The organism is Bradyrhizobium sp. Arg816, from assembly GCF_029989365.1.
Classification (GTDB): domain Bacteria; phylum Pseudomonadota; class Alphaproteobacteria; order Rhizobiales; family Xanthobacteraceae; genus Bradyrhizobium.
In genome coordinates, this window is record NZ_JAPRAQ010000006.1 from 371,240 (window position 1) to 393,679 (window position 22,440).

General features: G+C 64.2%; 24 protein-coding genes, 1 tRNA gene, 1 pseudogene and 1 riboswitch. Of the genes and pseudogenes, 12 read left to right on the forward strand and 14 right to left on the reverse strand.

The features are described 5' to 3' along the window. Nucleotides 1-61: 61 nt before the first annotated feature. Nucleotides 62-1,333 carry a DUF892 family protein gene (locus OWC48_RS18085; protein WP_282521181.1) on the reverse strand — a complete coding sequence of 424 codons (1,272 nt, stop codon included), beginning with the start codon at nt 1,331-1,333 and terminating at the stop codon, nt 62-64. Nucleotides 1,334-1,532: 199 nt separating this feature from the next. On the opposite strand from OWC48_RS18085, the gene OWC48_RS18090 reads away from it, so the two are divergent. Together OWC48_RS18090 and OWC48_RS18095 are read left to right on the forward strand one after the other, a co-directional pair. After that, a complete protein-coding gene (locus OWC48_RS18090; protein ID WP_282521182.1) occupies nt 1,533-1,733 on the forward strand; it encodes a hypothetical protein in 201 nt (66 codons plus the stop codon). A 219-nt stretch (nt 1,734-1,952) separates the two neighbouring features. Further along, the gene (locus OWC48_RS18095) at nt 1,953-2,444 is read left to right on the forward strand and encodes a hypothetical protein (protein WP_282521183.1); all 492 of its coding nucleotides are present in this window, start codon (nt 1,953-1,955) and stop codon (nt 2,442-2,444) included. Nucleotides 2,445-2,678: 234 nt separating this feature from the next. On the opposite strand, the gene OWC48_RS18100 is transcribed toward OWC48_RS18095, so the two are convergent. Next, nucleotides 2,679-3,059, reverse strand: a complete 381-nt coding sequence (locus OWC48_RS18100; RefSeq protein ID WP_282521184.1) for a hypothetical protein — start codon at nt 3,057-3,059, stop codon at nt 2,679-2,681. 102 nt (nt 3,060-3,161) lie between these two features. After that, the gene (locus OWC48_RS18105; protein WP_282521185.1) at nt 3,162-3,467 is read right to left on the reverse strand and encodes a hypothetical protein; all 306 of its coding nucleotides are present in this window, start codon (nt 3,465-3,467) and stop codon (nt 3,162-3,164) included. Between the two features lie 158 nt (nt 3,468-3,625). Here OWC48_RS18105 and OWC48_RS18110 point away from each other — a divergent pair, with 158 nt between their 5' ends. Next, nucleotides 3,626-3,790, forward strand: a complete 165-nt coding sequence (locus OWC48_RS18110) for a hypothetical protein (protein WP_014494288.1) — start codon at nt 3,626-3,628, stop codon at nt 3,788-3,790. Here OWC48_RS18110 and OWC48_RS18115 read toward each other — a convergent pair. Next, a complete protein-coding gene (locus OWC48_RS18115) occupies nt 3,787-4,317 on the reverse strand; it encodes a gamma carbonic anhydrase family protein (RefSeq protein WP_282521186.1) in 531 nt (176 codons plus the stop codon). The two genes, OWC48_RS18110 and OWC48_RS18115, sit on opposite strands and share 4 nt — an antisense overlap. 80 nt (nt 4,318-4,397) lie before the next feature. Continuing rightward, nucleotides 4,398-4,727, reverse strand: coding sequence for a DUF6949 family protein (locus OWC48_RS18120; RefSeq protein ID WP_014494286.1), 330 nt, complete (start codon nt 4,725-4,727; stop codon nt 4,398-4,400). A gap of 224 nt (nt 4,728-4,951) precedes the next feature. On the opposite strand from OWC48_RS18120, the gene OWC48_RS18125 reads away from it, so the two are divergent. Continuing rightward, complete coding sequence (locus OWC48_RS18125; protein ID WP_212453635.1) at nt 4,952-5,659, forward strand: hypothetical protein; 708 nt, start codon at nt 4,952-4,954, stop codon at nt 5,657-5,659. 266 nt (nt 5,660-5,925) lie between these two features. Continuing rightward, nucleotides 5,926-6,234, forward strand: coding sequence for a PaaI family thioesterase (locus OWC48_RS18130; RefSeq protein ID WP_282521227.1), 309 nt, complete (start codon nt 5,926-5,928; stop codon nt 6,232-6,234). A 40-nt stretch (nt 6,235-6,274) separates the two neighbouring features. Here OWC48_RS18130 and OWC48_RS18135 read toward each other — a convergent pair whose 3' ends face one another. Then, nucleotides 6,275-6,493, reverse strand: coding sequence for a DUF3126 family protein (locus OWC48_RS18135; protein WP_007602550.1), 219 nt, complete (start codon nt 6,491-6,493; stop codon nt 6,275-6,277). Nucleotides 6,494-6,617: 124 nt separating this feature from the next. Beyond that, nucleotides 6,618-7,442 carry a serine O-acetyltransferase gene (cysE, locus tag OWC48_RS18140; protein WP_282521187.1) on the reverse strand — a complete coding sequence of 275 codons (825 nt, stop codon included), beginning with the start codon at nt 7,440-7,442 and terminating at the stop codon, nt 6,618-6,620. Between the two features lie 278 nt (nt 7,443-7,720). Between cysE and OWC48_RS18145 the strand changes: the two genes are divergently transcribed. Beyond that, nucleotides 7,721-9,097: a hypothetical protein gene (locus OWC48_RS18145; RefSeq protein WP_282521188.1), complete on the forward strand. Its 1,377-nt coding sequence runs from the start codon at nt 7,721-7,723 to the stop codon at nt 9,095-9,097. Here OWC48_RS18145 and OWC48_RS18150 read toward each other — a convergent pair. Continuing rightward, nucleotides 9,083-9,838: an alpha/beta fold hydrolase gene (locus tag OWC48_RS18150; protein ID WP_282521189.1), complete on the reverse strand. Its 756-nt coding sequence runs from the start codon at nt 9,836-9,838 to the stop codon at nt 9,083-9,085. The two genes, OWC48_RS18145 and OWC48_RS18150, sit on opposite strands and share 15 nt — an antisense overlap. A 37-nt stretch (nt 9,839-9,875) precedes the next feature. Then, nucleotides 9,876-11,012, reverse strand: coding sequence for a hypothetical protein (locus OWC48_RS18155; protein ID WP_282521190.1), 1,137 nt, complete (start codon nt 11,010-11,012; stop codon nt 9,876-9,878). A 318-nt stretch (nt 11,013-11,330) separates the two neighbouring features. Here OWC48_RS18155 and OWC48_RS18160 point away from each other — a divergent pair, with 318 nt between their 5' ends. Together OWC48_RS18160 and OWC48_RS18165 are read left to right on the forward strand one after the other, a co-directional pair. Then, the gene (locus OWC48_RS18160) at nt 11,331-11,576 is read left to right on the forward strand and encodes a zinc-finger domain-containing protein (protein WP_007602543.1); all 246 of its coding nucleotides are present in this window, start codon (nt 11,331-11,333) and stop codon (nt 11,574-11,576) included. 19 nt (nt 11,577-11,595) lie between these two features. After that, on the forward strand, nt 11,596-12,798 hold the full coding sequence (locus OWC48_RS18165) for an FAD-dependent monooxygenase (protein ID WP_282521191.1): 1,203 nt from the start codon (nt 11,596-11,598) through the stop codon (nt 12,796-12,798). 21 nt (nt 12,799-12,819) lie between these two features. Here the strand turns inward: OWC48_RS18165 and OWC48_RS18170 are convergent, their stop codons facing one another. Beyond that, nucleotides 12,820-13,242 (reverse strand): twin-arginine translocation pathway signal, encoded by a 423-nt coding sequence (locus tag OWC48_RS18170; protein WP_282521192.1) that lies wholly within the window; start codon nt 13,240-13,242, stop codon nt 12,820-12,822. 175 nt (nt 13,243-13,417) lie between these two features. Between OWC48_RS18170 and OWC48_RS18175 the strand changes: the two genes are divergently transcribed. Further along, nucleotides 13,418-13,506 (forward strand) — tRNA-Leu (locus OWC48_RS18175). Nucleotides 13,507-13,627: 121 nt separating this feature from the next. On the opposite strand, the gene OWC48_RS18180 is transcribed toward OWC48_RS18175, so the two are convergent. Together OWC48_RS18180 and OWC48_RS18185 are read right to left on the reverse strand one after the other, a co-directional pair. Next, nucleotides 13,628-14,959, reverse strand: coding sequence for a hypothetical protein (locus OWC48_RS18180; protein ID WP_282521193.1), 1,332 nt, complete (start codon nt 14,957-14,959; stop codon nt 13,628-13,630). A 201-nt stretch (nt 14,960-15,160) separates the two neighbouring features. After that, a pseudogene (locus tag OWC48_RS18185) lies at nt 15,161-15,452 on the reverse strand (enoyl-CoA hydratase); the annotation flags it as partial. Between the two features lie 193 nt (nt 15,453-15,645). Here OWC48_RS18185 and OWC48_RS18190 point away from each other — a divergent pair. Further along, a complete protein-coding gene (locus OWC48_RS18190; RefSeq protein ID WP_282521194.1) occupies nt 15,646-15,822 on the forward strand; it encodes a hypothetical protein in 177 nt (58 codons plus the stop codon). Between the two features lie 195 nt (nt 15,823-16,017). Further along, the gene (locus OWC48_RS18195) at nt 16,018-17,220 is read left to right on the forward strand and encodes a multidrug effflux MFS transporter (RefSeq protein WP_404979780.1); all 1,203 of its coding nucleotides are present in this window, start codon (nt 16,018-16,020) and stop codon (nt 17,218-17,220) included. Here the strand turns inward: OWC48_RS18195 and OWC48_RS18200 are convergent. Beyond that, complete coding sequence (locus OWC48_RS18200; RefSeq protein WP_282521196.1) at nt 17,202-19,019, reverse strand: glycosyltransferase family 39 protein; 1,818 nt, start codon at nt 19,017-19,019, stop codon at nt 17,202-17,204. The genes OWC48_RS18195 and OWC48_RS18200 overlap by 19 nt on opposite strands. Nucleotides 19,020-19,232: 213 nt before the next feature. Next, on the reverse strand, nt 19,233-20,843 hold the full coding sequence (locus OWC48_RS18205) for an ABC transporter substrate-binding protein (RefSeq protein ID WP_282521197.1): 1,611 nt from the start codon (nt 20,841-20,843) through the stop codon (nt 19,233-19,235). Between the two features lie 267 nt (nt 20,844-21,110). On the opposite strand from OWC48_RS18205, the gene OWC48_RS18210 reads away from it, so the two are divergent. Further along, nucleotides 21,111-22,241 carry a M20/M25/M40 family metallo-hydrolase gene (locus OWC48_RS18210; RefSeq protein ID WP_282521198.1) on the forward strand — a complete coding sequence of 377 codons (1,131 nt, stop codon included), beginning with the start codon at nt 21,111-21,113 and terminating at the stop codon, nt 22,239-22,241. Between the two features lie 94 nt (nt 22,242-22,335). Continuing rightward, nucleotides 22,336-22,439: riboswitch (glycine riboswitch) on the forward strand. Nucleotide 22,440 lies beyond the last annotated feature (1 nt).

The window sequence follows — 22,440 nt, forward strand, 5'->3', positions numbered from 1 at the left end:
CGGGCAGGCGGCCGTCATCGGCAGTCTTCTCGAGCGAAGACTGCCGATCACAACATCGATCCTATTCCGTTTGCTCGACCGCAGCTGGCATCTTGGCGACCGACATCAGGGAGCGAGCGACCTGGTTGAGCAACTGATCCGCATTTTCCTCTTCCGCCAGCGACTTCGACAGCAGGCTGACGATGGCGCTATGACGTAGCTGTTGAGCGAGGTTGCGCGCCGTGCCGTAGCCGGCAATCTCGTAGTGTTCGACCCTCTGCGCCGCGCCGATCAATGCGAGGTCGGCGGCGGCGTCTTCCTTGTCCTCGCCTTCGGCCATGATTTCCTGGCCTTCCTCGACCAGACCCATCATCCCCTTGCACGGCTTGGCCCGGGCGGATTTGCCGAGCAGCTCGAAGCATTCATTGATGCGCTCGATCTGGGTCTCGGTTTCTTCAAGATGCAGCTCGAACAATTCGCGCAATTGATCGAAGCGCGCCGCTTCCGCCATTTTTGGAAGCGCCTTAGTCAATTGTTTCTCGGCGTGCAGGATATCGCGGAGCTCGTTGAGCAGCAGATCGCCGAGGCCTGCCTCGTCAGCCGGTGGCGAGCTTTCGGTCACGATGGCCGTTGCCGGACCGGGTTCTCCGGCCTGAATGGCGGGCGATTCCGTGAAGACCCAGTCGCCGCCCTCGTTCCAGGGCCCGCGGGTGTCGATCTCGCCGTGATCGCCGGCCCCCGTGGAGTCGTTGAAGAACTGATCCACGAGACCCGGCGTCGGCGCGACACGGCCAATACTGAAGGCCGGCTTGCCCATGCTCTCCAGCGCCAGCGAGAAGGCCTTCATATGGGTGATCTCGCGCGTCATCAGGAATTGCAGCGCGTCCTTGGTGCCGGCGTCGTCACAGAAGTTGATCAGCCGCTCGTAGACGATCTTGGCGCGCGCTTCCGCCGCGATGTTGCTGCGCAGGTCGACATCCAGCTCGCCCGTGATCTTCAGGTAGTCGGCGGTCCAGGCGTTGCCCTGGGAATTGAACAGATTGACGCCACCGCCGCCCGCGATTGCGATCAGCGGGTCGGCCTCGGCCGCCTGCCGGTCGAATTTCGAAGGCTTGAGGTGCATTCGCGCCAAGGTGCCGACGATTTCCAGATGACTCAGCTCTTCGGTGCCGATGTCCATCAGAAGGTCCTTGCGATCCGGATCTTCGCAGTTGAGACCCTGAATCGAATATTGCATGGCGGCTGCGAGTTCGCCGTTCGCGCCACCGAATTGCTCGAGCAGCATATTGCCGAACCGGGGATCCGGCTCGTCGACGCGAACGGTGAACATCAGCTTCTTGACGTGGTGATACATGGATGCCTCGGGCTTGAAGGAAGATGACTTCCGAACGAGCCCGCATTGCGCTTGTTCCTAATGCTGCAGAGTTGGCGTCGCATCGAGTTACCCGAGGCCGCGACGCGCTGCTGCTGACGCGTCGCAAATTGAGAGACGCCGTAGGAACGACTGACCCGCGGCAAGCTTAGCGTGCTGCGACGTGCAAAAGGACGATCAGATGGACAGCGAAGACGCCTTGGCAAAAGTGAAGGACGTGTCAGAAGACGTGCGCGAGACCGCACGCAACATGCGACAGAAACTCGAAGAAGGTCAGCCGTCGGGCCAAGCGCTCGCCTTCCTGCGCGATGTGGCGCGCGAGGCCCCGCTTCCGTCGCTCCTCGTGGCTTTCATGCTCGGCGCCCTGCTGGCTCGGCGCTAGTGCGGCCCGTCACCTCGCGACCCGATACCCCTACCTCTGCTTCGGATGCGCTTATCCCGAAACAAGGAAGCCTTCGGGCTTGGGACAATTACGTTTTTCGGCCCACGGCCTCTTTTTGGTCCCATTTGTTGCTGAATGGTAACACTTTCGGGACGTCCCGGCGACCTCTGGTTGCCGCACTTCGCCACTCACCAAGTTTCAATTTGGGTTTTGTCAGCGATGATCGATCTCGCCCAGGACAGGCCGTCCAACCCCCTCCTTCGCCTTGGCGCCCAGCCGATTGCGCTGACCGCCGCTGCCCTCCTGCTCCTCTTCGCCGGCGTGACCTCGATCGCGATCTGGCGCGCCTATACTGGGGCATTTCCTGAGACCGACCGGGTGGTGGCGTCGCGGCAGCTCCAGGCCCGCACGGCCCAGGCATCCGAGCAACTTGTCGAGAAGACCAAGGGTCTCGAGGCGACCCAGCAGGAATCGATCGACCAGCTCCAGGTCGTTCAGGACCAGCTCCAGACGGTGAAGAAGCTGCTCGCATTCCAGCAGGCCGACACCAAGCGCCTGTCCGAGCAGGTCACGACGCTGAACGAGTCCATCGACGGCCTTCGGCAGTCCTTTGCCAGCGCCCGGGCCGCGGAGGCGGAGACGCCCTCGGTTACCCGCAGGAAACCGTCGCGCCGTGTCCACGCCAGTGCCCGCAAGCGCTCGCGCGGCTAGCCGGGTCAGGGTCTGCGACTTAAATTTTTCCACATGTGAACTGGATCACATTCCCCCGTATGATTCCGCGCCATGCTCCCGGTTACCGGATGGCGTGAGCCGATTTCAATGTCCGGGGCTGGCAAGGTCGTTGACGGTATACTGCGTCAACGGCCTTGTTCTTTGATGGGTTAGCTTGAGCCCCGTTCCGATGGAATCGGAGCGGGGCTCAAGATTTTTGCAGCTGTCAGAACGCTATTCGCAGACATCCACGCTGCGGACACGCCAGCCTGCCGGCGTCATGACGCGCTTCCGCACCACGTAACAGCCGCCGTAGCCGCCGTCGTCGTAGCCGGTACCATAGTAATAGGGATCGCCGTAACCATAGCCGTAGCCGTAATAGCCGCCATAGTAGCCGGCGCCGGCGAGACCTGCCCCGATCGCCACTCCGGGCCAGAAGCCGCCGCCATGCCAGTGACCGCCATGGCCCCAGCCGCCACCATGGCCCCAGCCGCCGCCGCCGTGGCCCCAGCCGCCGCCCCCATGATCGAAACCGCCCCGCGCCTCGGCTGCCTGCGGCGCCGACAAGCCGACTGCCGCGACGGCCAGCGCCGCCATCATCATCTTCCGTAACATCACTCGATCCTCCGCGTGGAGACGTTCCACGCTCAAAGCGGGACCAAGCTAACGTCACCCGCGCCTTCCTGACAGCCTCACTGTCTCACTTCCGCGCGAGCATCAGCAGCCGCGGCAGATGCCCTTCATCTTCTTGTCGAGCAGCTTGTTCTCGGCATTGACGGCGGCATCTGTAGACCCGCCTGTGGCCGCGCCGGTGGTGCCCCCGCGGGAGGCGCCGGATGATTGCGCCGTACCGAGGCTGTTGGTGCCGGGCGGCGACGCCGGGGAGTTGGCGACACCTCCCGCCGATCCGCTGGACCCGGTCGCGCCGCCGGTCGTTTGCGCGAACGACACCGCCGGCATCGCGGCGAGACTGAGGATCACGATCAAGGTCTTGATTGAAGTGTTTGCAGGCGACGTGGCCATCGGGGAATGCTCCTTTGGCTGTCAACGGTCCCGCCCAGGACGCGTTCCGGAACAAATCGCGTCACATCAGCTTGAAAGCGAGGATGGAGGCGCGATCAGCGCAAACAAGGACCCTGCCAGCGGGCTGCGCGTTCCAGAGCCAGAAAGGCCAAATCACGATGACCGATCGCGATCCTTTTGCAGAGGGCGAACGCGCCGCGCGCGAAAACATCCCGGCCGAAGCCAATCCCTACTCGGACGGCAGCGATGAGCATGCGCTGTGGTCGGCTGGCCACGAGAAGATTGCGGGCGCCATGGAAGCCCGCGAGTCCGAAGGCAGCTAGCCGATCCGCTTCAGGCCTTTCTGGAAGCGCGGGCCGTTGGCCACGTAGAACCTCGCGGCACTCCCCATCTTCTGCACCTGGGCGTCGTCGAGCGTGCGGATCACGCGCGCGGGCGAGCCGATGATCAGGGCGCGTTCGGGAAATTCCTTGCCCTCGGTGATGACCGAGCCCGCACCGACGATGCTGTTGCGGCCGATCTTTGCGCCGTTCATCACGATCGAGCCCATCCCGATCAGCGCGCCCTCCTCGATCGTGCAGCCGTGCAGGATGACGTTGTGGCCGACGGTGCAGTTGTTGCCGATGACCAGGGGAAAGCCGAGGTCGGTGTGGCAGGTCGAGCCATCCTGCACATTGGCGCCCTCGCCGATCTCGATCCATTCATTGTCGCCGCGCAGCACGGCGCCGAACCAGACGCTCGCGCCCGGCTTCAGGCGCACGCGGCCGATCACGGTTGCGGTCTCGGCGATGAAGTAATTCCCGTCGGCGGGAAGATCGGGTGCCTGTCCGTCGAGCTCGTAGATCGCCATGGGGTTCTCCTGTCGCGTCGACCCCAGCCATAGCGAAACGGCGACGCGGAGGCAAAGGGCCGCCGCGCCACGCAGCCCTGTCAGACCAGAACGCCGGCGGCGCGCAGCGTCATCAGGAAGAAGGTGCCGCTCATCATGCTCCAGAAGCCGGCGATGACGGTCGCCATCATCACGAATTCGACGCGGCGGCTTTCCACCCGCATGCCGCGCAACGTGTTGCGCATGATGATGAAGGGCGCCGCGAACACCAGGAACGGAACCGCGGCAAACGTCTTCGGCGCCACGCCGTCCTGCAACAGGCCGAAGCCTGCCGGCCGTTGCGCAAACGCCTGGTATCCGTTCACGAGCGCGCCCGCGAGCGCGAAACCGATGCAGATCGAGAACAGAGAATTGAAGGCTTCAGGTGTCATCGGAACGGTCCGCCCTTACGCAACGCCGGAGCCTTCCTGTGACAAAGAGTGCCGGTTAACGCTACATTATCCTTAAGGGAAGGTTAACGTCGGTGGCCGATCCGCGCAGGGCCCTCCCCCCGTCCCGGCGGCCGGGAACGCTGCGCGAATTCGCCGCCGCATGGCATATTCGCCGCTGATTCGTCGGCCACCGGCCGACTTCCCGGTTCGACTTGCGCAAGCTCATGACGATGTTTTCGGCAGCTCCCCTTCGGTCCTCCAGGACGCACCCTCGGGCGCATGTCGTCCCGATCGTGCTCGGCGGCACTGCGGCGCTGGGCGCGGTGGCACTCGTCGCCTATTTGCTGTGGCCGACCTGGGGCTCGGGCGGCGCGAATGCTCCGGACCGGCTGCCGGTGAGTGTCGGCGGCACGCTGTTCAACGTTCCCACGACCGCGATCCGAATGAAGATCCAGCGGCACTCCGGGCCGCAGGAGCGCATTGATCTCGACTTCCTCTACCCTTCGCTTGAGCCGCCGGGCGCGCCGAAACATGTCACCGCCGACACCGTGGAAGAGGCGATGCAACCGATCGACCGTGTCTTCCTGTCGATATCGGCGCATCACGATGCGCTGGCCCCGGAGCAGCGAACAGCCACGATCTATCCGCGCTATCTCGACCAGGCCGCGACCAATGCGGCGGACGGGCTGACGATGCGGATGTTCCGCGCCGACACGCCCTATGGCAGCGAAGACTTCTATTCCGCCGCAAGCCCGGCGCTGACCGCACGCTGCACGCGCGATGCCGCCACGCCCGGCATGTGCCTCTCCGAACGCCGTGTCGGCGGCGCCGATCTCACCTTCCGCTTTCCGCGGAGCTGGCTGTCGCAATGGCGCGATGTCGCGGAAGCACTGGACCGGCTGTCAGCGCAGCTGCGCGGGCCAAAGGGCTGAGCGCGGATTTCTTCCCCGCTGCGGGATCGGCTCGCAGCAACGGGCTGGAGCCTCCCGGCAAAAAATGTCGAAAACAACCCCATGCACAGTAGCCAAGCGCCTGTCATCACTTCGTATTTTACGAAGCCAACTTGACCCGTCGGGCAAAACAGGGGTATGATGTCAGCATGGGCGATCGACTTGAATGATGCGGCAACCCATCTGCCTCCCGGCGCCCAATTGTTGGGCGCGAATGGCTCGGCTTTGACGAGGGCGGGCAGGCCCTGATCCGCTTCCAGGCTCAGCCCGCGTTCACCAACAGGCATGGTACGGTCCAGGGCGGCTTCCTGGCGGCGATGCTGGACTCCGCCACCGGGATTTGTGCGTTGGCCGCGCTTTCTCCCGACCTGACCGTGGTCACAAGAAGCTTGGACACGCGCTTCCTGAAGCCCGCAGCAGTTGGACCGATCACGGCAAGGGCGCGGGTCATCGAACGGACGGATCGCGATATGGTCGTGCAAGCCGAGCTTGTCGATGCGGACAGCATCGTTGTCGCTGATGCCACGGCGCGGCTGCGCATTCTGCCAAAGAAATAGATACGGCGTCGCGACGCGCGCGACGCCGTCGGGCGCGAGACTATTCCTGATCGACGAGATCGTCCTCGAGGATCGCCATCTGGAACTGGAACGAGCGATCATCATCCTCGTCATCGACGAAGAGCACGCCGATGAACTCCTCGCCGATATAGACCTCGGCGGAATCATCCTTCTTCGGCCGCGGCACGACGCGGATCTTGGGATTGCCGAATACGCGCTTCAGGTACGCGTCGAGCTTCCTTACTTCCTTGACGTCCACGGCAAGTCTCCAATCGAAATCTGGGTTGGCGGGGTTTTAGGACGAGACGCGACGAACCGCCAGCATGAATTGCCAAAGAACTTGGGGACGAGCTGGGCCGGAGAATCCGGCCCTTTTCTCGAGCTCAAAGTCCCATCGCGTTGATCATCTGATCCATGGTGCGCGACGGCTCGGCGCAGCCGGCCTCGCCAACGATCTTGGCGGGCACGCCGGCAACCGTGACGTTGTGCGGCACCGGCTTGACCACGACCGAGCCGGCGGCGATGCGCGCGCAATGACCGATCTCGATGTTGCCGAGGATCTTTGCGCCGGCGCCGATCAGGACGCCGTGACGGATCTTCGGATGGCGGTCCTCGTTCTCCTTGCCGGTGCCGCCGAGCGTGACGCCGTGCAGGATCGAGACGTCATCCTCGATCACCGCGGTCTCACCGCAGACGAAGCCGGTGGCGTGGTCGAGGAAGATGCCGCGGCCGATGCGCGCGGCGGGATTGATGTCGGTCTGGAATACTGCAGACGCGCGGCTCTGGAGATAATACGCAAAGTCCTTGCGGCCCTTCAGCCAGAGCCAGTGCGCGAGGCGATGGGTCTGAATGGCGTGAAAGCCCTTGAAGTAGAGCAAGGGGTCGATGAAGCGGGACGTCGCGGGATCGCGGTCGTAGACGGCGACGAGATCGGCGCGGAAGGCGTTGCCGAGATCGGGAGCCTCGCGTAGCGCCTCGTCATAGGTCTGGCGCACGAGATCACCCGACAGCGCGGAATGATCGAGCCGGTCGGCGAGACGATGGATCACCGAATCTTCCAGGCGACTGTGATGCAGCACCGTCGAGTAGATGAAGGTCGCAAGCTCCGGCTCGCGATGGACGATGTCCTCCGCCTCGCCGCGGATCCGATCCCAGATCGGATCGAGCGTTGCGAGCTTTCCTCCCGGACTGACCTGATGCACTGCCATAGGATCTGCTCTTTCGAATTGGCTCATTTTGCTGGCTCTATAACACAGTCTAGCCGACGAAGTCCCGACGGGCTTGCCTGAGAGTGAACAGTGAGTTGCTCCGCGAAAGCACGCCAACGCCTTGAAACACAACAGTTTCTTCTGACGCCCCCAGGCGGCGAGGTTCGGCTCAAAATGGTCAGGGTTTTGCCAAATTCAAGCCGGGCAGCGTCAAACTATTGGTGAATTCCGCCTCGACAGCTATTGCGGGCATGGTCGGGGAACACGACGGAGCAGATTTGAGCATCACCACCGATCAATTGCGCGCGGGCGCCGCGGGCTCGTATTGGCTGCGGCTGGCGGCGGTGGGACTGCCCCTCCTCTTGATCGCGCCGGCGTTCTGGAACGGCTATCCGCTGTTGCAATGGGATACCGGCGGCTATCTGGCGCGCTGGTACGAAGGCTATCTGGTCCCGAGCCGCTCCACCGTGTTCGGCCTTTATCTGCACTACGGCGAGAATTTCGGCTTCTGGATCAATCTCGCGGTCCAGTCGCTGGCGACGCTATGGCTGTTGCAACTGACGCTGCGCGTACTCGGGTTGATGCAGACGTCTCGCTTCGTCGCGATCAGCCTCTGCCTGATCCTGTCGACCGCGCTGCCCTGGCTCGCGAGCATGCTGCTCACGGACATCTTTGCAGGGCTCTCGATCCTGTCCCTGTTCTTGCTGGTCATCGGCGCGAGCCGGACATCGGGCCTCGAAAAGATCTCGCTGTTCGTCTTCACCGCCTTTGCCGCCGCTACCCACAGCGCCACACTCGGCGTGCTGTTCGGGCTCTGCGCCGCCGGCTGGATGGTGCGGCCGTTCCTGGGGAGCCGCCTGCCGCTCGCCGGATTGGCGCAGGCAAGCCTCACCATCGTCGTCGGCGGCCTGATGCTGGTGTCGGCAAACCACGCGCTGTCGGGCAAATGGGCCTGGACGCCCGGCGGCTATGGCGTCGCTTTCGGACGCATGATGCAGGACGGTATCGTCGCGCGCTTCCTCGACGATCATTGCCCGCGCGAGCGCTACAAGCTCTGTCCCTATCGCGACCAATTGCCGGCAACCGCCGACGAGTTCCTGTGGGGCAAGAGCATGTTCAACACGCTCGGCCGCTTCGAAGGCATGAACGACGAGATGGGCTATATCGTCGTGCAATCGCTCGCCGACTATCCGGCGTGGCAGGCCGGCGCGGCGTTGCGGGCGATGGGCCAGCAATTGCTGCATGTGGCCACCGGCGAAGGCACCAGTGTCTGGATCGGACACACCTACGGCATCATCGAGCGCTACATCCCGGCCCAGGTCGCGCCGATGCGCGCGGCGCGGCAACAGAATCACGGCCTCGATTTCGACCACGTCAACTGGCTGCACGTTCCCGTCGCGCTGGCCTCGATGCTGGCGCTGGTCGGGCTGCTCGCGCATGCGCTCGCGAACCGCCGGCTCGACGATCTGACGCTGCTGGCGGCAACCGTGACGCTGGCGCTGCTCGGCAACGCCTTCATCTGCGGTGTGATCTCGGGCCCGCACGACCGCTACGGCGCACGGATGGTGTGGGTCGCGACCTTCGTGGTGCTGATGGCGCTGGCGCGTCGTTTCGGTGACGACCAGCCTGACGACGAGACCTCAGCCGCGGCGTGACAGGAAGTCGAGCACGCCGGTCTTGTAGACCTTGTCGCCGACCGCGCGCATGTGGTCGCGGTTGGGGATATCGAGCACTTCCGATCCCGGGATGATGGCGCCGAGCGCGCTGGCGGATCCTGCGACGTCGTCGGTGCTGCCGACCGCGATCAGCACGGGCACGTCGATGCGCGCGGCCTCTTCCTTCGTCATGAGGTCGCGGGTGCCGCGCAGGCAGGCGGCGAGCGCACGACGGTCGGAACGGGTCTGATCGGCGAAGGCGCGAAACGTGCGGCCGACCGGATCGGTGACGTCGTCGAGCGAGGGCGCCTCCAGCGCCTTCGCGACGTTCTCGCCGGGTCCGGTGCCCTCGATCAGGCCGCCGATGCCGATGCCGCCGAGGATCGCCGAGCGCAGGCGCTGCGACTCGTTGAGGGAGAGCCAGGCCGTCATCCGCCCGCCCATCGAATAGCCCATCATGTCGGCCTGCGGAATCGCGAGATGATCCATCAGCGCGAGCACGTCGCCGGCCATGGTCGGGATCGAGTACTGCGTGGGCTCGTAGAGCTTTGCGCTTTCGCCATGACCGCGATTGTCGAGCGCGATGACACGGCGGCCGTTCTTGCGCAGTTCCGAGACCCAGGTCGGATAGACCCAGTTCACGTTCTTGCTCGAGGCAAAGCCGTGCACCAGGATGATCGGATCGCCCTCGCCTTCGTCGAGATAGGCAATTTCAACGGCGCCGTTGTGAAAGCTCGGCATCAGCAGTTCCGCGGTCTTGAGGGGGAGAGGCTTGATCTTAGGCCGTGACGGCCGCATTCACCAGTGCAGCTTCGGCGGCGATCTTGGCACGGCGAAGGCGCCGCGCCCGTCTGCGATCACACCAGGCCTGGGTCAGGCGCTCCGTCGTCGCCTTGATCGAGGACAGCAGGCCGAACAGCGTCAGTGCCGCGCCGAACAGCCAGAGCGCCAGATCGAACATGCCGCCGACGAGCAGCAGCGCGCCGCGGCCGAGCAGCTTCATGATCGCGCGGGTCTTGCCGCCCTGCGCTTCCGCCAGCCGGGCCGCGCGCGCGACGTCCTTCGGGCCTTCGGCGATGCGCAGCGTATCCATGGCGCCGCGCGTGCCGGTCTTTTCGGCAACGCGGGTGACGTCCTTGCCGAGCCGGACCAGCGCGCCGGCCTTCTCGGCGCGGAACGCGGCCTTGATCGCGCTCGCGGTCTCGCCGGGGCGGAACACCGAGCCCTTGGCGACGGCGTTCTGGAGCATCGGCGTATCGACCACCTCGCGCGCCGACCGGCCGGCCCATGCGGCAAGTCCCTCGCCGAGCCGCCCGACCTTGCGGGCATCCTTCACCAGCGTCAGTCCAGCGCGAACAGGCGCAGCACCGCCAACGGAGACGTAGGTCACGGCCGTCACGGCAAGGCCCGCGGCCGCAAGCCCCAGCACCAGGCGATCGGTGTCCTCGCCCATGGCAAGGTGCTTGCCCTCGCGCACGACGTCCCTGATGTCGCCGATCACGAAGAGATCGCCGGCGACGGTTCCGGACAGGCTCGCGACATCGTCGGCGTTGCCGGTGACGAGGCCGGTGGCGAACCGTTTGGCGAAATGCCCCGTGGAATTTTCTTCCTTGACCGCATCGCTCACGCGGTTGAGGAGGTCGTCGGGCAGCGCGATGTTGCGTTCACGCGCCAGCGCGACAAAACTGTCGGCGAGATCGGCGTCGCCGGCGGCGAACGCGGCCTCGATATTGTCCTGAACCAGGCGGTCGTTCTGCCGCAGCAGCGCATCGAGCTTGAGCTCGGAGAGCGCCGCCGGATCGTCCTGGGCGGAGAGGAGCGCGCCGGCCTCGCGGGCATGCGGCGCTACCTGCGCGAGCATGAAGCTGCACGCCGCAATACCGGTCAACGCCGTGCTGATTCGCAGCCACTTCATGCCAAGAGTCATACCAAGAGCCTGGACGATCCCCGAGATCATTGCGCCTGATGGTTGTCTTTCGTCGCAATTCCGCTCGTCCACAGACATAGTATGCCAAAATTGCGACACAACGTCCCCGACGAAAGAAGGGCTTCTCTCAGGCCGCAAGATTGTGTCGAATTTGCATGAGCAAATGAGCATGGGGCAATTGCGAACCTTTCGGTTCCGCTGGACTAGCAATCATCTGCACCCACCAGTATGGTCCGCGGCGCCTCAAAGATGCCGCGTCAGTGTTTGATTGTGTCTGCCGCCATTGCCACTCCAGGATGAACTACGATGTCCGACCATGTCGTCCCGCACTTCCATAACGATGCCGGTGTCCCCGTCATCGAGATCGGCTCGCAAGAGTTCATGTGCGTCGGCGCCAACCCTCCGTTCGATCATCCGCACGTCTTCCTGGACCTCGGCAACGACAACGAGATCATCTGCCCCTATTGCTCGACGCTGTACCGTTTCGCCGCCGACCTGAAGGCCGGCGAGGCCCGTCCGCCGGAATGCGTGCTGAAGGACAAGGTGGCCTGACCGCCTCTCACGGTCAGGGGTGGCGCTCTCCCGAACGATTGTCATCGCCGGTGCCGGCATCGGTGGACTGACCGCCGCGCTTGCGCTCGCAGCCCGGGGCTTCCGCATCGTCGTGCTGGAAAAGGCCGAGCGGCTCGAGGAAGTCGGTGCCGGCCTGCAACTCTCCCCCAACGCCAGCCGCGTGCTGGTCGAGCTCGGCCTCACCGAGCGGCTCAAGCGAAGCGCCGTCACGCCTGAGGCACTCTGCGTCATGAGTGCGCGGGCCGGCGGCGAGCTGCTGCGCATGCCGCTCGGCGAAGCCGCTTCCGCGCGGGCCGGCGCGCCCTATTGGGTGGTGCACCGCGCCGACCTGCAATCCGCGCTGGCCGGCGCGGTCTCCGACCATCCCGATATCGACCTGAAGTTAGGTGCGACCTTCGAGGATGTGGCGCCCCACGCCAAGGGGCTGACGGTCGTCCATCGCAGCGGCACGATACGCCGCAGCGATCTGGCCAGCGCACTGATCGGCGCCGACGGCATCTGGTCGACGGTACGCCAGCATCTGTTTCCCGAGGTGCAGCCGCGCTTCTCCGGCCTGATCGCCTGGCGCGGCACGCTCGATGCCACGCAACTGCCGAAGGATTTTACCGCGCGGCGGGTGCAACTCTGGATGGGTCCGAATGCCCATCTCGTCGCTTATCCGATCGCCGGCGGGCGCCAGATCAACGTGGTCGCGGTGCTGCCGGGGACCTGGAACAGGCCCGGCTGGAGCACGCCGGGCGATCCGTTCGAGGTGATGGACGCCTTCGCGGCACCGCGCTGGCCGTCGGCGGCCAGGATGATGCTCACTGCCGTCGACAATTGGCGCAAATGGGCGCTGTTCGGCGTGCCGGACGGCTGCCCCTGGAGCGAAGGACCGGTCGGCCTGCTCGGTGACGCCGTGCATGCGATGCTGCCATTCGCGGCCCAGGGCGCCGGCATGGCGATCGAGGACGCCGCCGTGCTCGCCCGGCATCTGAGCCTCGAGGCTGCCGAGAGCGCGGCCGGCATCGCGGCGGCGCTGAAGCAATATGGCCGCGCGCGGCAGGCACGGGTGCGGCGGGTGCAGCGGACAGCGCGGCAGCAGGGCCGCATCTATCATCTCGGTGGGCCGTTCGCGATCGCGCGCGATGTTGCGATCCGCGCGCTCGGCCCGGAGCGCATGCTGGCGCGGCAGGACTGGATCTACGGCTGGCGCCCCTGAGGCGGACGCAATCGTGTCAGCTCAGCGAACGGCGCTACCGGATTTCGGGGCGGGCTTGATGTCCGGCCGCTGCGGAGCAGAGGCCGCCGGCGTCACACCGGGCGGCGTTTCCCGGCACCTGTTGCGGCGCCATGCCTCCTCGGCAAGTTGCGACTGCCCGCGCACCGCAATGTAGTCGTTGCGATAGGCGAGCTCGGACACGACGGCGCCTCCGGCCCCGGTCTCGGCCTTGTCCATCAGCTTCTGCAAATCGGCGGTGCGGGCGGCAAGCGCCTTGCGCTCACCCTCGAGCTGCTTGCAGTCGTACAATTCGTATTTGCCAGGGTCGGCAAAGGCCGGAGCGACCGTCTCGCTCATGCTGGCGCAGCCGGACAGTGCGCCGCCCGCAAGCAGCACAACGAGCGCGCCGCAGAAGCGCAGCGGAGAGGAAAGCGAAGCAGCCATGCCGGATGAATAGTCCCCGTGGATTGAGAATGCCTAAAGCAACAACAGATGTCCGGATTGAGGCTTTGCCTTGCGCGGCCGGCTCGCTTAAGGAAGAACCGCTCATCCGGCCCACGAAACGCACCAATTCCAGACGGCCGGAGGTGGACTTAACTATTTGATCTCGTTGGATCAAGCGGGCATGGCGGAATTGGTAGACGCAAGGGACTTAAAATCCCTCGGCGCGCAAGCGCTGTGCCGGTTCGACCCCGGCTGCCCGCACCATCGGAGCTGACGGGGCGAGCCTCCGCCCAAAGGCGGGCGGCAGAACGATGCAGTCGCGAACCGGATGGAGCCTGCGCGGGGGCAAGGCGCCGTCCTTTTCCGGCGGACGCGGCGGCATGCGTTATGACTGCGCACCTTCCGTCTCCAGCCGCATCGGCTCGGCGCGAAAGTCGAGCAGCAGGATCCAGAAACTTGTCAGCGCAATGATGAGCAGGATGAAGCTGCCCTCGAATGCCGTCCCCAGAATCGAGATCAGTGCCGGAAAGGCGAGACCGACGGCGAGGAACGCGGCAAGTGACAGGGCCGGAAGATCGACGACGAGGATCGCGGCATAAAGCGCGAGCTCGAAAAAGGCATATTCCTTGAGGCGCGGCGAGCTGAGATAGAGCGCAAACATCGCGAACACCGTGATGCGCATGGCGACGCGGGGATGATCCATCAGCCAGCGATCCAGTCGCGCAAGAAGTGATCCGCCTTCCTGCGGCGGCGGGCTCTTGACGACACGCAGGATGGACAAGGCGAACGGCAGCAGCACGAGCGCGAGTGCTGCGAATGCATAGGTCGCGAACGTCGCCGCCTTGCTGTCACCGAGGCCGGCAAAATCCATGAGGTCGCGCGCCGCCAGCAGCAGCGACGGATTGATCTCGAAGAGATCGACGAGATGCTGGTCAGGGATCTTTCCGCCCATCGCCAGTTGCCAGCTCGCGAACAGCTCGGGGTACATCAGCCGCGATATCAGGATCGGCAATGCGAAGCTGAACGCCGCGACCGCGATCAGCGCGAGCTTGCGGCCGCGCGGCAGCGGCAGGAAATAGAGAGCGGCCAGCACGGGAAAGAACACCAGCTTGAACGACGTCACGAGGCCGAGCAGCGCGGCGCCGGCGAGCCGCCGCGGAAAGTTGCTGTCCTCAGGCGCATCGGATGCGGACAGAGAGAGCAGAAACCTCAGCGCCATCGCGGTCAGCACGCCGCTCAGGATCGCGAAGTTGCCGGACGCCTGCACCCATTCGAAACCGACGAACGCGCCGAGCGCGCAGAGCACCCTCAGCGCAACATCGCGCGCGCTCGGGCGCGTTCGGCCAAGACCGGGCAAGAGGAGCCCGCAAAGCACGGCGAGGACAGGAAAGATGCCCTTGTAGTGATCAACCATGAATCCACCCGCGCAGAAGGGGCGGAAGACGTCCAGCGTCACCGGGAGATAGGGATAAGAGAGCTTGGTGCCCTTCAGGTTCTTGACGAAATAAGGATCGAGCCCGCCGGCATATGCATCGACCGCCGCGCAATTGACGCGGGTGTCCCAGCCATATTTCATGTCGAGCACGGCGTCGTTGGCGAGATTGCCGAGCACCAGCAGTGTGGTCAGTGCGATCAGGCAGGCAAGCCAGAAGTTCCGCCGCGAAGCCGTGTCGGCCGAGGGCTCCAACCATCGTGCTGCACCGGTGACATCGGACACAATCGGATACCTTGTTTGGCCAGGTTTCTCCCGGCGCCAACGCGGCGCCAGCCGTGCCACCATGGACAGGATGGGTTGCGGATTCATCTCCCCTGTGCGTTGCGCTCGCGCTTATGGTGAATCCCTGGTTGCCAGCGCTCCGCCTGGACGGCGGGGAACCGGTTCCCTGTCGCCGCGACCGCCAGATCCGCCGCGCCACCCCTACCGCGACGAGCGGACGGCAAGCCAGGCATCGAGCGCTTCGCGCGTGTCCCGAGCCGCCGCCATGCGTGCGAACTGCTCGCTCTCGATGGCGAGGCCTTCCGAGATCGAGACGTTGAGGCCCCGCGTGGCGGCGGTGATGACCCGCGCGACGGCGAGGCGCGAATGCCGTGTGATGCGGCTTGCGGCCCGCGAGCCACGGCAGGCGCTGTTTGCCGCCGAAGGTCGGCGTGATGCCGATCGCGATCTCGGGCTTGGCGAAGCTCGCGCGCTCGCTCGCGACGACAAGATGCCTCACGCAATCACATTCTATGATTGATACTTTACACAAAATCGCCTTGAGATAATCTGATGATGGGACGGATTGAATCTCGTGGTTGAGTGGGGTTTCGCTGTCGGAGAGAGCCAGCCCCAAAACAACGCGACGGCGTTTTTCCGCAGCCATATAGGGCCGCAAAACTGATTTCTGAATATCAGGATTGATCATGCCTTTAACGGACGACCAAGTCATCGAAGCAATCAAGAAAGCCAATTCGGAAGAGATTGAGAGAAAGGTCTACGACAAGATCAGGGGCGACTTGAGTCCGGATATCTCCCTTAGCAAAGAGCCGCTTGTTAAGCCGGGAATCTTAGAACTTTGGATTGCGAAAGTTACGAGCTGATCGCTCGATTGATTGACCCAGGAGTTCCGCGCGGCCCGCGACCTCACAAACTCGTGTGCGCCGCCGCCCCGCCTGTCAGCCATCCCGAAACATGGGTTGTGCGACGCAGCATAACCGATCAAAAAGCCTCTTTTTCAGAGGTGAGCTTTGTCCGACGTCAATGCCGACGATTGGGTGTCCTCGGGACACCGGCCTATGGGTTTTCCAGAATTCGTCATCGTGATCGCGTCCATCATGGCGCTGAATCCGCTTGCGATGGACATGATGCTGCCGGCGCTGCCCAACATAGGGGCAGCCTTCGCCATTCCCAACGCCAACCATCTTCAGCTGGTGCTCTCGACCTTCCTGATCGGCTTCGGCGCCGGCCAGTTCGTCATGGGCCCGTTGTCGGACCGCTTCGGCCGCCGCCCGGTGCTGCTCGGCGGCATGGCCGTCTATGCGGTGGCGAGCGTGCTGGCGGTCGCCGCGCCCTCGTTCGAGACGCTGCTGCTGGCGCGCGCGCTGCAAGGGCTCGGCACGTCGGCAACGCGCGTGATCGCGACCTCGATTGTGCGCGACTGTTATGTCGGCCGCCGGATGGCGAGCGTGATGTCGCTCGCCATGATGGTGTTCATCGCGGTACCGGTGATCGCGCCCTCGTTCGGGCAGGCGGTGCTGCTGGTCACGCATTGGCGCGGCATCTTCGTCGTACTGATGCTCTACGGATTGCTCGCGCTCGCATGGAGCGTGCTGCGGCTGCCTGAAACCCTTCCCGAGTCCGAACGCAGGTCGCTGGCGCCCGCAGACGTGCTCTCGGCATTCCGGCAGACCGTGACCAACCGCCAGACCATCGGCTATGCGACGGCCGCCGGCAGCGTGATAGGCGCACTCTTTGCCTATGTCTTCTCGGCGCAGCAGGTCTTCACCGGCATCTATCATCTCGGCCACTATTTCCCGATTGCTTTCGCCGCGATCGCGGCCGGCACCGCGATCGCCGGCTTCCTCAATGCGAAGCTGGTCGGACGGCTCGGCATGCGCGTGATCTCGCACGGCGCGCTGACGCTCTACACCGCGGTTGCGGGCGTGATGCTGCTGACGGAAAGCCTCGGCATGCTGCCGCTTTCCTTGTTCATGGTGCTGTCCGCTCTGATGATGTTCTCGTTCGGCATGATGGTCGCGAACTTCACCGCACTGGCCATGGAGCCGCAGGGCCACATCGCCGGCACCGCCTCCTCGCTCTACGGCTCGATCACGACGCTGATCGGCATCGTCGTCGGCATGGCGATCGGGCAGAGTTTCGACGGCACGCTGCTGCCGTTCTCGGTCGGCTTCTTCCTGTCGACGCTGGCGGCGCTTGCGATCGTGCTGGTGGTGGAAAAGGGACGGCTGTTCAAGCCGCATCATCGTCCCATCGCATGAGGAACTTCCCGGCCGGGTCGATGTTGTACTGCAGCAATTCGAAAGGCCGCCTCATGGAACCGGAACATCGCGAAGACAACACCACCCCGGATCGGGCGGAAACGGAACGCCCGACGTCGGGCGCCGACCAAGCTCCGTTCACTCCCCCCTTCGCGAGCGAAGGCCTCGAGCGAATCCGCGACAGCCATTGCTGAGCGCAAAGCCTGGTCCGGCGGGCGCCTGCTGGCGCTGAAGTCCTGCGCGGCGCTCTCGGGCGTCGCGCTGCTCGTTCGCGGTGGCACGATCAGCACGACCACGTCTCGCGTCAGGCCGGGCTTGCCCCATAGCGTCGCCTGCACGGTGAACTGCCGCTTGACGAAATGCCCGGCGCGCGCGGACACCGACTCCATCCACCTGCCGCAATAGTCCTGGCCGCTGAAACAGAGCGCGGCCCAACCACGATCCAATGTCGTCTTTCGCGGCAGGCCCCACATGTACTGAAATTCGAACGGCCGCGCGTAATACGGATGGTCCGGACTGTAGAACGCGGTCGCAAAGGCCAGCGAATCGTCGCCACTGACGGCGCTGAGGGGTTCCTCGGTCAGCTCGTGCCATTCCCGGGTGAGCTCGTTGGCTACCTGCGCGTAGAAATTCCGGCCCTCTTCGTAGCCGTGATTGTTGCGATAGACGGCGTGAATCGGGGCGGCGACGAAGACAGCGGCGAGCCCAACGATTGCGGTCATGACCGTGACATTGACGGTGTAGAATCTTTCGATCGGGTAGCGCGTGCCGCAAACGATCAGCACAGCGAACAGGAACAGCCCTTGCAGCGCCCATAGCGACGGCAGATCGGTGCCCATCGCCAGCGACGTCAGGACCGGCAGCACGATCGTGCCGATCGCAACATAGAAAAGAAGCCGCAGGCCGGAACTCATCGCGGCGAAGTCGGCCGCAAATTGCTTCAGCCGTGTGCCTGCGATGATCACCCAGATGACGGCCGATACGCTGATGGCCGCAAGGAGTCCGAGCAGGAAGTTCTGCACCTCGCCGAGTGAGCTCACGAAGTTGCCGTTGGCGTGCGCCATCGCGTAGGTGAAGGCCGACGCGCCCGTCGTCGCGAGCCAGTAGATGTGCGGCGACAATACCGCGAGCCCGATCACGACCGATATCCACGGCGAAGCGGACGTGAAATAGGCGCGGCGCGCGGGATGGGCCAGCGCGGCAAATGCAAAGCTTGCCACGAGGAAGACCGAATAATATTTGCCGACCATCGCCAGCGCCGTCGTGCATCCTACGGCGACCGCCCAGGCCGCGCTGCGGGTCTCGAACGCGCGCAGAAAACACCAGGTCGCGAGCGGCCAGAGCGCAAGCAGCACCGCATTGGCGTTGAAGCGCTGGGCGTGGAATTGATAGGCCGGCGTCAGCATCAAGAGCAGCAGCACCAGGATGCGTTTGTCCCCGGTCACGAACTGCCGTGCGATCCGGTCGACGAAAAACAGGGCGAGCCCGGCATTGGCCATCGCCATCAATTGCAACGACCAGTCGGTGAGCGGGAAGACGGCGGTCCACACCGCCGTAACCCAGCCCATCAACGGCGGATGCTTGTGATAGCCCCACGCGAAACGGCGCCCGAGCGTCCAGGCCTCGAGGGTATCGGGGTGCAGGCCGCTGCCGGCATAGGCGACGGCCAGATAGATCGTCCAGAGCGCGACGAAGCACACAATGAGAAGCGGTACGGCCCAGCCCGTCTCGACGCCGTCGAGCCAGCGCAGGAAAGGCCGCCGCCATCGCGCCGGCGCGCGATCGGACCGCTCTGCCATTGCTCGAAATGAAAAATCAATCGCCACGGGACTCGAATGCAGGAAGGAAGTGATGGGCAAACTGCGCACATCTATTTCAAGTCAGAAACAAATAGCAATGATTGGACACTGGAAGAGTTAAAAGCTGACGCCAGGCTGACAAACGAAAACGGCGCCGCTGATGACAGCGACGCCGCGTAACGGTCGAGAAAGGCGCGCTGGCGCGCCCTCGCTTTACTCGGTCTTGTCGATGTTCCAGAACACCGGCGTCGCCGGGCCGTCGAGCACGCCGGTCAGCGACTTCCGCCATGCGCTCGGCGCCAGATATTGGCCGAGCGGCACGTAGATCACCTGGTCGTAGGCTTCCTTCTGGATCTCGGTCGCGATCTTCTTCTGATCGTCGAGCGAGGCGGCGCGGACGAAGTCGTCCTTGAGCTTCTCGATCTTGGCGTTCTCCGCCCAGCCGAACCAGCCCTTCTTGCCCTGCCCGCCGATCGACAGATTGGCGATCGGGTTGGACACGTCGGCGCTGACCCAGTTGGTGAAGAACATGTTCCAGCCGCCCTCCTTCGGAGGCTTCTGGCTGGCGCGCCGGCTGACCACCGTCTGCCAGTCGGTCGCCTGCGCGTCGACCTTGAAGCCGGCCTCGCGGAGCAACTGCACCGCGACCGTCGGCTGCGCCTTCAGCGTCACGACGTCGCCGGGCACCATGACCACGACGGGCGTGCCGTCATAGCCGGACTCGGCGAGCGCCTTCTTGGCTTCCGCCATGCCGTTGCCCTTGACCAGCGATTCCGAGCCGACGTCGGTCGCGAACGGCGTATCGCAGATGAAGAACGCACCGCAGATCTTGTAGTATTTGGGATTGCCGACGAGCGCGTCGAGCACGTCCTTCTGGTTCATCGCCAGAAGTGCGGCACGGCGGATCTTCGGATTGTCGAAGGGCGGATAGAGGAAGTTCATGCGCCCAAGGGTCTGGTAGCCGAACTTGTTCAGCGTCTCGACCTTGAGGTCGGCATTGCCTTCAAGCACGGGCAGCAGATCCCACGGCGGCACTTCCATGAAGTCGATGTCGCCCGATTGCAGCGCGTTCACTGCGGTCTGCGCATCCGGCATGGTGATCCATTCGACGCGATCGACCTTGACCAACTTGCCTCCGGCAGTCCAGCTCGACGCCTCCTTGCGCGGCACGTAGTCGGTATTCTTGACGTACACCGCCTTGACGCCGGGCTGGAATTCGCCCTGCACGAACTTGAACGGGCCCGAGCCGATCTGCTCGGGGATCTGCTTGTCCGGCGGCGTTTCGGCGAGACGCTTCGGCATCATGAAGGCGACGCGCGAGGACGGCTTGCCGATGGATTCGAGCACGAGGCCGTAGGGCTCCTTCAGCTTCAGCGTGATCGTCTTTGGGTCGGTCGCCTCGATGCTCGCAGTAAACTGCATCATCTGCTGGCCCATGCCGTCGACCGCGGCCCAGCGCTTCAGTGAAGCGGCGCAGTCTTCCGCCGTCACCGGCGTACCGTCGTGCCACTTCAGGCCGTCGCGCAGCGTGAAGGTGTAGGTGAGCTTGTCGTCGGAGATCTTCCAGTCCGCCATCTGCGGCTGGATCTTGAAGTTCGAGTCCGTCGCGATCAGCGTGTCGTAGACCATGTAGCCATGGTCACGCGTGATGTAGGCGGTGGTGAAAATCGGATCGATGATGCGCAGATCCGAATGCATCACCGCGGTGATGGTCTTGCTGGCGGCGGCAAGTACCGGCGAGGCCATCGCCGTCGAAAGCGCAACGACCGATAGCGCAAGTGTGGAGGCGAACGCGCGACGCCCCCGGCGCATCAAGCTCAACATAAAAGTTTCTCCTGACGTGAAACTGTTCAAAGGCAGGTTATTGGTTGAGCATTCGGTTCGTTCTTTAGGCGAACTAACCTCATGCGATGCCTTTGTCTTTCGAGACTTGCAGACAGTGCCGAGCGCGTCAATCCGGTTTCGCTGCAGCCCCAAGCGGCGCGCTCACGGGCTCCACAAAGATCGGTTTGGCTCTACAACGCTTTCCGCCAGTCCTGTCCGCGCCAATGCAATGCGCGTTCCATCTTTCGAAGCTTGAGAGACATTAAGATGAATCCAGCCAATCTTCCCTTCGATTCCGAGGCGATGCTCCAGGGCCTGCGCGCCTGGGTGGAATGCGAGAGCCCGACCTGGGATGCGGGTACCGTCAACCGCATGCTGGATATCGCAGCGCGGGATATGGCGATCATGGGTGCGACGATCGAACGCATCGGCGGCCGACAGGGCTTTGGCGGCGTGATCCGCGCGCGCTTCCCGCATCCGAAACAGGGCGAGCCGGGCATCCTGATCGCCGGCCACATGGATACCGTCCACCCGGTCGGCACCATCGAGAAGCTGAAATGGCGGCGCGAGGGCAACAAGTGCTACGGCCCCGGCATCTACGACATGAAGGGCGGCAACTATCTCTCGCTGGAAGCGATCCGGCAGCTGGCACGCGCTTCCTTCACCACGCCGCTGCCGATCACCGTGCTGTTTACGCCCGACGAGGAAGTCGGCACGCCCTCGACGCGAGACATCATCGAGGCGGAAGCCGCGCGCAACAAATATGTGCTGGTGCCCGAACCGGGCCGCGCCGACAACGGCGTCACCACCGGACGTTATGCCATCGCGCGTTTCAATCTGGAAGCGACGGGCCGGCCGAGCCATGCCGGCGCGACATTGTCGGCCGGACGCTCGGCGATCCGCGAGATGGCGCGGCAGATCCTCGCCATCGACGCGATGACGACGGAGGACTGCACCTTCTCGGTCGGCGTCGTACATGGCGGACAATGGGTCAATTGCGTTGCCACGACCGCCACCGGCGAGGCGCTGTCCATGGCCAAGCGCCAGGCCGATCTCGACCGCGGCGTCGAGCGGATGCTGGCGCTGTCGGGCACGACCAATGATGTCACGTTCAAGGTGACGCGCGGCGTGACACGGCCGGTTTGGGAGCCGGATGCCGGCACCATGGCGCTTTATGAGAAGGCGCGCGACATCGCCAAATCGCTCGGCACTGAGCTGCCGCATGCGAGCTCCGGCGGCGGCTCCGACGGCAACTTTACCGGCGCGATGGGCATCCCGACGCTCGACGGCCTCGGCGTGCGCGGCGGCAACGGTCACACGCTGGAAGAATTCATCGAGGTCGACAGCCTGGTCGAGCGCGGCCGCCTGATGGCCGGTTTGCTGGCGACGCTGGAGTAATTGAATCAACTTCGCACTGCACAATGCGTTGGCAGTCGCGGTTGAAATTTAGCCTTGTCTAAAAATGAGGCGCATCGTACTGCTCGATTGTCCACGCGACGATGCGGGAGAGATCGCGACGAGAGTTCAAGCTTTCGTTGCGGCGCCGACGGAGCAACCGCCCCGGAAACTCTCAGGCAAAAGGACCGTATCGTCAGGA

Bases quoted from the DNA above. Each gene is read 5' to 3' on its own strand.
- OWC48_RS18160 (WP_007602543.1), top strand. From the start codon at position 11,331: ATGTCCGACCATGTCGTCCCGCACTTCCATAACGATGCCGGTGTCCCC.
- OWC48_RS18195 (WP_404979780.1), top strand. From the start codon at position 16,018: ATGGGTTTTCCAGAATTCGTCATCGTGATCGCGTCCATCATGGCGCTG.
- OWC48_RS18190 (WP_282521194.1), top strand. From the start codon at position 15,646: ATGCCTTTAACGGACGACCAAGTCATCGAAGCAATCAAGAAAGCCAAT.
- OWC48_RS18105 (WP_282521185.1), bottom strand. From the start codon at position 3,467: ATGGCCACGTCGCCTGCAAACACTTCAATCAAGACCTTGATCGTGATC.
- OWC48_RS18090 (WP_282521182.1), top strand. From the start codon at position 1,533: ATGGACAGCGAAGACGCCTTGGCAAAAGTGAAGGACGTGTCAGAAGAC.
- OWC48_RS18120 (WP_014494286.1), bottom strand. From the start codon at position 4,727: ATGACACCTGAAGCCTTCAATTCTCTGTTCTCGATCTGCATCGGTTTC.
- OWC48_RS18100 (WP_282521184.1), bottom strand. From the start codon at position 3,059: ATGTTACGGAAGATGATGATGGCGGCGCTGGCCGTCGCGGCAGTCGGC.
- OWC48_RS18205 (WP_282521197.1), bottom strand. From the start codon at position 20,843: ATGTTGAGCTTGATGCGCCGGGGGCGTCGCGCGTTCGCCTCCACACTT.
- cysE (WP_282521187.1), bottom strand. From the start codon at position 7,442: ATGGCAGTGCATCAGGTCAGTCCGGGAGGAAAGCTCGCAACGCTCGAT.
- OWC48_RS18155 (WP_282521190.1), bottom strand. From the start codon at position 11,012: ATGAAGTGGCTGCGAATCAGCACGGCGTTGACCGGTATTGCGGCGTGC.
- OWC48_RS18210 (WP_282521198.1), top strand. From the start codon at position 21,111: ATGAATCCAGCCAATCTTCCCTTCGATTCCGAGGCGATGCTCCAGGGC.
- OWC48_RS18125 (WP_212453635.1), top strand. From the start codon at position 4,952: ATGACGATGTTTTCGGCAGCTCCCCTTCGGTCCTCCAGGACGCACCCT.
- OWC48_RS18170 (WP_282521192.1), bottom strand. From the start codon at position 13,242: ATGGCTGCTTCGCTTTCCTCTCCGCTGCGCTTCTGCGGCGCGCTCGTT.
- OWC48_RS18200 (WP_282521196.1), bottom strand. From the start codon at position 19,019: ATGGCAGAGCGGTCCGATCGCGCGCCGGCGCGATGGCGGCGGCCTTTC.
- OWC48_RS18085 (WP_282521181.1), bottom strand. From the start codon at position 1,333: ATGTATCACCACGTCAAGAAGCTGATGTTCACCGTTCGCGTCGACGAG.
- OWC48_RS18115 (WP_282521186.1), bottom strand. From the start codon at position 4,317: ATGGCGATCTACGAGCTCGACGGACAGGCACCCGATCTTCCCGCCGAC.
- OWC48_RS18150 (WP_282521189.1), bottom strand. From the start codon at position 9,838: ATGCCGAGCTTTCACAACGGCGCCGTTGAAATTGCCTATCTCGACGAA.
- OWC48_RS18095 (WP_282521183.1), top strand. From the start codon at position 1,953: ATGATCGATCTCGCCCAGGACAGGCCGTCCAACCCCCTCCTTCGCCTT.
- OWC48_RS18110 (WP_014494288.1), top strand. From the start codon at position 3,626: ATGACCGATCGCGATCCTTTTGCAGAGGGCGAACGCGCCGCGCGCGAA.